Annotated in this window: 7 protein-coding genes; 3 read left to right on the top strand and 4 right to left on the bottom strand. The window is 39.6% G+C overall.

All coding sequences use genetic code 11. From position 1 onward, the window contains the following. Window positions 1-128: 128 nt before the first annotated feature. Window positions 129-2,042, bottom strand: a complete 1,914-nt coding sequence (gene shc, locus VB711_RS16370; RefSeq protein ID WP_323287223.1) for a squalene--hopene cyclase — start codon at window positions 2,040-2,042, stop codon at window positions 129-131. A gap of 271 nt (window positions 2,043-2,313) precedes the next feature. Here shc and VB711_RS16365 point away from each other — a divergent pair, with 271 nt between their 5' ends. From VB711_RS16365 to VB711_RS16355, 3 genes are all read left to right on the top strand, one after another. Then, window positions 2,314-3,468, top strand: a complete 1,155-nt coding sequence (locus VB711_RS16365; RefSeq protein WP_323287222.1) for a DUF58 domain-containing protein — start codon at window positions 2,314-2,316, stop codon at window positions 3,466-3,468. A gap of 168 nt (window positions 3,469-3,636) precedes the next feature. Beyond that, window positions 3,637-4,002, top strand: coding sequence for a ferredoxin thioredoxin reductase catalytic beta subunit (locus tag VB711_RS16360; RefSeq protein ID WP_323287221.1), 366 nt, complete (start codon window positions 3,637-3,639; stop codon window positions 4,000-4,002). Next, window positions 3,999-4,388: a DUF309 domain-containing protein gene (locus VB711_RS16355; RefSeq protein WP_323287220.1), complete on the top strand. Its 390-nt coding sequence runs from the start codon at window positions 3,999-4,001 to the stop codon at window positions 4,386-4,388. The genes VB711_RS16360 and VB711_RS16355 overlap by 4 nt, the downstream gene beginning before the upstream one ends. Window positions 4,389-4,532: 144 nt before the next feature. Here the strand turns inward: VB711_RS16355 and VB711_RS16350 are convergent, their stop codons facing one another. The 3 genes from VB711_RS16350 to VB711_RS16340 all read right to left on the bottom strand — a co-directional run bounded on the left by VB711_RS16350 (window position 4,533) and on the right by VB711_RS16340 (window position 8,142). Then, window positions 4,533-6,026 (bottom strand): MFS transporter, encoded by a 1,494-nt coding sequence (locus VB711_RS16350; RefSeq protein WP_323287219.1) that lies wholly within the window; start codon window positions 6,024-6,026, stop codon window positions 4,533-4,535. Window positions 6,027-6,043: 17 nt separating this feature from the next. Beyond that, a complete protein-coding gene (locus VB711_RS16345; protein WP_323287218.1) occupies window positions 6,044-7,255 on the bottom strand; it encodes a 2-isopropylmalate synthase in 1,212 nt (403 codons plus the stop codon). A gap of 632 nt (window positions 7,256-7,887) precedes the next feature. After that, window positions 7,888-8,142, bottom strand: a complete 255-nt coding sequence (locus VB711_RS16340) for a DUF6761 family protein (protein WP_323287217.1) — start codon at window positions 8,140-8,142, stop codon at window positions 7,888-7,890. Window positions 8,143-8,316: the final 174 nt, after the last annotated feature.

The following is an 8,316-nucleotide window of genomic DNA, read 5'->3' as shown; positions in this document are numbered from 1 at the left end:
TGTAGGGTGCATCAGACCCAATAATTGAGCATCTAACAGGTTTTTTCTATCTGACGCACCGCACTAATATACGATTCCCAAAGCCTGAAACTAGGCAATTTTGTTCATACATATCATTTCTACTGGAATTATATTTTAAAAATTGTCTGATATCGCCCCAAGGCAATTAAAGGAAAATACTGTTGATAGAGATGATACTTTAAATAAAAATGGCAAGGAAAACCAGTTCCTGTAAAGTAGTCTTCATCCCAAGTACCATCTGAATTTTGTGTTTCTAATAGGTAATTAATTCCCTTTTCAATACTATTAATAGCCATTTTACCGGTTGCTTCTCCTGCGGCTATCAGTCCAATTAACGCCCATGCTGTTTGAGATGGGGTACTTTCTCCCTGTCCTTTGAGGTTAGAATCATTGTAACTAAAGCAAGTTTCACCCCAACCACCATCAGAATTTTGCACGCTGACTAACCAAGCTGCACCTTTGATCATGCTGGCTTGATGTTTTTGCGGATTTATTAAAGCTAAAGCTGATAAAACTCCACTTGTTCCATAAATATAATTCACACCCCAACGACCAAACCAACAGCCTTGGGTTTCTTGTTCATTGAGGAGATAAGTTAGGGATCTTTCTAAATTTTTTGGTTGAATTGATAAGTTACAAGCTCCTAACATTTCTAATACTCTAGCGGTGACATCTGCTGTATTAGGATCAATCATGGCTTTTAAATCGCCGTAGGGTATAGAATTGAGCCAATCTTGATTATTATCTACATCAAAAGCTGCCCAACCTCCTGGTTGACATTGCATAGATTCTATCCAGTTTAAGGCGCGAGTAATGGCTTGTTGTTTTAGTTTTTCGTTGGGTAATTTTGTTTGATGTAGTGCCATAACTACTACAGCAGAATCATCTACATCTGGATAAAAACAATTTTCAAATTCAAACGCCCATGCACCAGGTTCTCCCTGTTTATTTTTTACCGCCCAATCACCATAGTCTAAAATTTGTTTTTCTAATAACCATTCTCCGGCTTTGACTATTGCTGGGTCATCTGGTTGATAACCGGAATCTATTAAAGCGCGAATCGCCCAGGCTGTATCCCAAACAGGAGAAACACAAGGTTGAACACAATAACTATTTTCGGTTTCTAGGGCAAAATTGTCAACTGCTTTTAAGCCTCTTTCAATAATTGGGTCGTTGGGATTATAATCTAGACATCGCAAAGCTAGGAGGGAATTTAACATAGCAGGAATAATTCCACTCCAATCACCGGTGGCTTCTTGACGTTCTACAATCCATTTTTCGGCGGCTTTTATGCCCTGTTCTCGAAAGGGAACAAAATTTAAATTTTCTGCTAATTTAAAACCATGATCTAAGATGTTGAATATATCTGACCAATCGCCATTTTGAGGTAATTCCCAACGGACGTTATTTATGCCTTCTGCATATAATTCATCTAAATTAATTGGTTGGTCAATTTTAAAAATTGGTTTGCGATCAAAGACTATTAATAATGGTACTGTACTAGAGCGGGCCCAACTAGAAAGTTCATAGATATTGAAGGGGAAATTGTCGGGGAGGAGCATGACCCAAGATGGTAGAGAGGGTAGTCCGCGCCAGTTGTAGCAGCCAATCAGGGCTAGATGTAGTTTGGTGAAGATGCGGGTTTTGGTGATTCCACCTTTTTTTAATATTAGCGATCGCGCTTTAATCATAGCCGGATCTGATGTCGGTACACCCAACAATCTCAAGCCCATGTAAGCTTCTACGGTGATACTCAGTTCCCCACCATCACCATAAAACAGTTCCCAACCCCCATTTTCTAGTTGTTGAGAGCGTAGGTAAGCTTCCACTTTCTCCAAGGGTCTGATTTTATCTGTTCCCCAAATCTTATGCAGCAAAACGGCCTCGGCTGTAATGCTAACATTAGACTCTAATTCTCCCCACCAGTAACCATGAGGATTTTGAATTGAAAGCAAATGTTTTTGACTAGCTGTAATTGCTTCTTTAATCTGCTTGACTTTTACTTTGTCTTGTGTTTGCATTAAAAACTATTTCACCTCAACACCTGATATATAACTGTGGGAAAAAATTTTCTTTCCCAGATTGAGTAAATATTGTATTCTATCTGAGTCTCTAAGAGGATGTTTGAAAAGTTTCCGGCGATTATAAATCGCTACTACACAAACAAAGTCCGCCTGCGCGGACTAACGTCAAATAGAGGGTTTACAACCCACGCAGGTGGGTTTTGTCTGTATAGCCGCGACTTCTAGTCGCCAGGGCTTTTTTCGAGCGGGTTAAAATAGAAAATAAAGTATGAATATCTACAAAAATATCACTAATTGGCTAGAATTACGGGCATTTGCTCCTACTTACGCAGGGTGGGTGTTAATGGGTGTGGCTGTTTGTTATTTTGGGTCTGCTGTCAATACCATGGTAGGGTGGTTATACGTTATTAGTGGTGTTAGCTTCGCGCTGTTGGCTGTGTCAGCATTTTTGCCCCCGCGATCGCTATTGGGTTTAGTTGTCAAACGTCGTCCTATCCCACCAGTCACCGTAGGAGATGACCTGACGGTGGAAATAGAAATCCACAATCATAAACAGAACCCTGTCACTTTATTGCAAGTTACAGACATACTACCTTTTGTATTAGCCAAACCAGTTAGCCAAGCAATTGAGATCATCCCCGCAAAGGATAGTTATCTTTGGGTATATTATCAACCCACCCAACGCCGGGGCGTTTATCGTTGGCAAACTGTGGAACTGGGAACAGGTGCGCCTTGGGGCTTGTTTTGGTGTCGTCGTCAGCGAGATTGTACAGCTAGGGCAATTGTCTATCCAACGGTATTATCTCTTACCTCTTGCCCCTTGGTGGATGAAATGGGAGAAGATGACTCTCAAAGAGGAGATCCCCGTGGTAGACCTTTGCAGTTAGCAACCACAGGCTTAGTGCGATCGCTCCGTCCCTACCGTATTGGTGATCCTACTCGGCTGATTCATTGGCGTACCAGCGCTCGTTATGGAGAATTACGGGTGAGAGAGCTAGAAGTAATTACTGATGGACAAGATATAATTATTGCCCTAGATACTGCCGCCAATTGGGAACAAGAACAATTTGAACAAGCCGTGATCGCTGCGGCCTCATTGTATTTTTATGCCCAAAAGCAACAGTTACAAGTGCAACTTTGGACAGCAGCCACAGGTTTGGTTAAGGGCGATCGCACAATTCTCGAAACACTGGCCGCCACAAACCCTTTAGAAGACCCTAGTACAGTACCAGATACATATCCATTAATTTGGCTGACTCAAAACTCTATCACCCTCTCTTCCTTACCTTTGGGTAGTCGCTGGGTTTTATGGGAAAATACTTCTTCACCCTCACCACAGGCGATCGTTAACAGAGATTATCCCGGTATCATTTTACAAAATGAACAGGAATTACAACTCCAGTTACAAAAGCCTTTAAATTGATGGTAACGAACCGCAGAGAACGCAGAGAACACAGAGAAATAAGAGTTTGAGCGGTTTTTGCCTTGTCTATTTGCCAATTTCCAACTTTGGGGAAATCTCCCTAGCAAAAGCAGACTAAGACTGAGGTACAATGCAAAGAAATGTTTAAATAATGAGCAGCCGATTCAAATGATTTCATCAGAAGTTAACACAACATCCAGCGATAAAAGTCTAGAAGCAATGCGGCATTTTTCTGAACAATACGCAAAGCGGACTGGAACATACTTCTGTTCAGAACCTTCCGTTACTGCTGTCGTCATTGAAGGATTAGCCAAACATAAAGATGATCTTGGCGCACCTTTGTGTCCCTGTCGTCATTATGAAGATAAAGAAGCTGAAGTCAACGCTGCCTTTTGGAACTGTCCCTGTGTACCCATGCGCGAACGCAAAGAGTGTCACTGTATGCTATTCCTCACCCCTGACAACGAGTTTGCTGGTGACAAACAAGAAATTTCCCTAGCAACCATTAAAGAAGTGCGAGATAGTATGGGATGATTGAAACCATGCCCCAGGAGTTTTGGCAAGGCGTAGAACAGTTCAATGCTGGAGAGTTTTACGCTTGCCATGATACTTTAGAAGCTTTGTGGATTGAATCAACTGAGCCAGAAAAAAGCTTGTATCAAGGAATTTTGCAAATTGCGGTAGCACTATATCATCTCGGTAATCGCAATTTGCGGGGAGCAATGATTTTATTAGGAGAAGGTAGCAATCGTCTACGACGTTACCCAGAAAGTTTTGGCGGTATCAATGTAGAAGAATTATTAATTGAAAGTGTCACACTTTTAAAAACACTCCAACAAACAGACCCAGAGCAGATTACTACTTTTAATTTGGCTGAAAATCCTGCCTGGATCATACCTAAAATTTCTTTACTCTCTTGACTGCCCCCTACCTCCTGACTCCTGACTCCGGTCACTGAGCGTAGCCGATAGCGTAGCGTGGCGTTAGCCATAGTGCTGCCTCCTAGCCCTAACGAAAGGACTTTTTCCGCAAACCCTAAATATTATTCAAATCCGTGTAATCATTTAATCCGTTTTAATCAGTGATTTATCTTTTCTCAATTCTAACCACCACACACCAACGGCAAATAATGTAGAAATAACCAAGAGAACAGCTACCACACGAAAGGTAATTTGTGTGCCAAAAACTAAGGATTTTATAGGTGCATTGGTAACATCAATACCCGATATTAAGTTAGCATGAGTAATAGTGATAAAAGAGAATAAAGCACCTACCAAAGGTACACCTGCTATTTGTCCTAATATTCGTGACAACGATAATAACCCAGATGCAATACCTAACTGGTCTTTTGGCGCTGCCCCCATGATGGCACTATTGTTAGGTGATTGGAACATTCCTACCCCTAATCCATAGGGAATAATCTCTATAATATAATTTATTGTAGTTAATTCTGTATCAAAGGTGCTGACCAATAAACACCCGATCGCCATTAAGATTAATCCCATTAAACTAATACTACGCGAACCATAACGATCAGAAAGAAAGCCGGCAATGGGGGCTGTTAAAACAATAATTATGGGTGGTATTGCTAACAATAAACCTGCTTGTTCTGTCGGATAGTTCTGAACTAACTTGAGGAAGAATGGCAACATAAATATAACTCCTGCCATCACAAAATTCCCTAGAAAACGTAGTGTTAAACCTAAACTAAATTCTAGGGATTTAAATATCTTGAAATCTAACATGGGATCTGGTAGATTTGTTTCTGCTAATAAAAAACCAATTAAGCTGATTACAGAAGCAACAATTAAGGTTAGGGCTATTTGATAACTAAAATTTTCACTCTGTAATAAAGTTATACCGAGTGTAAAGCAAGTTAAAGTGAGGGTGAGGATTAATGTACCTATCCAATCAAAGGTTTGTTTACCGGGAATAATCACAGAAGAGGGGACAAAATAGGCAACTATTGAACAACCAATAATCCCAATGGGAACGTTAATTAAAAAGATTAAAGGCCAGTCTCCAAGACTAATTAATAATCCTCCTATTGTTGGACCAAGCATAATTCCTAGTCCAAATATACCGGCTCTAATACCCAATCCTAATCCCCTTTCTTCTGGGGGAAATACTTCTACAATCATTGCTGTTCCGAGTCCTGAAATGAAGGCTGCACCTAGTCCTTGAAGAAATCGAAAGATGATTAAAAAATGTACTGTTGGTGCAATTCCACAGAATAGAGAACTAATGGTGAATACTATTAATCCAGTGATATATAGCCATTTTTTGCTCCACATATCGCCCAATTTGGCAGCACTGAGGACAAATATAGCGATCGCTAACAGATAACTTAACACTACCCATTGAATCATCGCAAAGCTTGTGTGGAGCGATTCTACCATTATTGGTAAAGCTAGGTTAATAATGTAAACATCTAAAGCCAAGATAAATACACCAATACCAACACCCAGCATCGTCCACCATTTACTAACTTTTCGTGTTGTTTGGGTTAATTGGTCAAATTCTACTTCTAGAGATTTTGATTTTATTTCTGTCTTCATCTCAATTACCTAAAATTCTAAAATGTCTTAACTCCAACAGCAGCCGTATAAATTTCTTTAGGAATAGGAAGAATATTCATGCAGCAGCGTTCTATAATTTCCGGTAGTTCTTTTTCAATATTTATTGGTGTTCCTCTTTTGGCGATCGCTTTAATTTCTTGGAGAATTTTATCAACTAAATCTCTGTTTTCTGCTATCTCTCCCCGGCCAATCTGCTTCACAGCTATTTCTACCGCAGTATGTCCTGATTGCATCCCCAAGGCTACACTACTTTTGATCCCTAAAATTTCTGGATCTATACTTTGGTAAAGCATTTCATCTTTCGATACTGCTTTGACATGAACACCTGCATAATGAGTAAAGGCATTTTTCCCCACTACTGGACAATGGGGAGGAATAGATATATGGGTATGATGACTGACAAATTTATATAAATCATTGAGATAATTAAGCTCCCAGTTTGTTTTTTCTTCGATCATTTCTGTTAAATTTATCAGCAATTCGGCTAAGTCAACTATGCCGGCTCTTTCTCCCAATCCCATTACAGATGTGTCGATAATCTCTGCTCCACCCCGATAAGCATCTAGGGCATTTGCTAAGGCTAATCCCCGATCATTATGACAATGAACTGCTATTTGGGGATGTAAATTTTCCTTGGCTAGTTCTTCTTTCAAGGTTTTCACACAATTATAAATGCTACGTTGGGGATGAAAGGGCATTGTATATCCAGTTGTATCAGCGATACTAATAATATTCACTCCAGCCCTAACTGCTGCACTTGCGGCTGCAACTACATTTTCAATGGGCGATCGCACTGTATCTTCTGGTGTATATCTAATTAATAAATCCTGCTTCTGCTCTCTGGCATAACTAATAACTTCGACTATTTTCGCGATCGCTTCCTCTAAACTAATATTGTAGTCTTGATGTAACCTTCTTTGCGAAACACTGAAAAATATACCTAAAAAATCTACTCCACAATCTAAGGCTCTATTCACATGATCTATTCTGCACAGCGAATGAGCGCCTATTTTAGCTTTGAGTCCAGCTTTGCTAATTTTGCTAATAGCAAGGGCAATTTCCCTATCTACTGCGGGATTTCCAGCCTCAATAATATCAACTCCGATTTGATCTAAAAACTGCGCGATCGCTAACTTTGTTGGCGGAGTAAAATAAACTCCAGGAGTTTGTTCTCCTTCTCTCAAGGTAGAATCAAGAATTTGAATCATATCTGCTATGAATTGAGAAATATATTGTCAACAACACTCGTTTATAGGTAATTAAATTAATAGTGTAAAGCTATTATTCAATAAATTGCTTTAACACCCATGTTAAGTAAAAAAATATACTATTACAATTCAATTAAACTAAACTAAGGTTAGCACAACTTATACACCATAGAATTGGACTTAACGAATTTATCAAGATTAGGACTTACCCATTGACAGAATCTATTAGGGTTATAGGTTTTATCACTGGTAGGGTGCGTCAGACCCGATAATTTAGCATCTAACAGATTTTTTCTATCTGACGCACCGCACTAATAGGCGATTTCAAAAGCCTGAAACTAGGCAATTTCCTATCTGGATTATACATCTGGTGAAAAATAATGTAGAGCCGAGAATCCCTACATGAGGAACGTCTCTACAAGGATTGTGGATAACGCATACTTAGTTGAAGGAGATGTCTATTGTGTACACAGTAAAATCCAAGTGATCAACCCTCGTTAAGTTGACACCCATAAAAACATTAAAAATCCCTCAGTATTATAAAACCGAGGGGAGCTATTTTGTACAAATAAAGTTAAGTGTTGACCAATACAGAAAATATGCTATAATTACCTGCGGTAGTCAACAAGGGTTTAGTAGTAATCGTGTTGTCTTTCTAACTCTGGCTGGGTCATGACAAAGTTAGAAGAATCATAGAGATAACGGCTTGCTTCTTCCTCTAGTCGATGAATCAGATAAGCCTCAATAGCGTTACTGTTTCTCAATGCGGCTAGATACCCATCCAAATACATCCGCATATCATCCATGCGATAACCGCGATTCCATAGCTCGACGAAGGCATCGGTGAGTCTTTGGTAATAGCGAATGGTTTGTGTGTCTTGGAGCATAACTGCTGTATTTATCTCTTTAGAATGAGAATTGTAATTGATTCACACAAAAAAGTGAAGTCTTACATCCTTCTTTAGTATTAACTCAAAGTTAACATTTTGGCATTGGTTGATACCCCCAAAGCCAAAACTTTAATTGGGGAGTGGCTTGGGGTAAGCCATAAAGGTTTTTTT

The organism is Cronbergia sp. UHCC 0137 (assembly GCF_034932285.1).
GTDB lineage: Bacteria > Cyanobacteriota > Cyanobacteriia > Cyanobacteriales > Nostocaceae > Cronbergia.
Note: the sequence above shows the minus strand (reverse complement) of the source record. Positions and strands in the feature narration are given on the sequence as shown.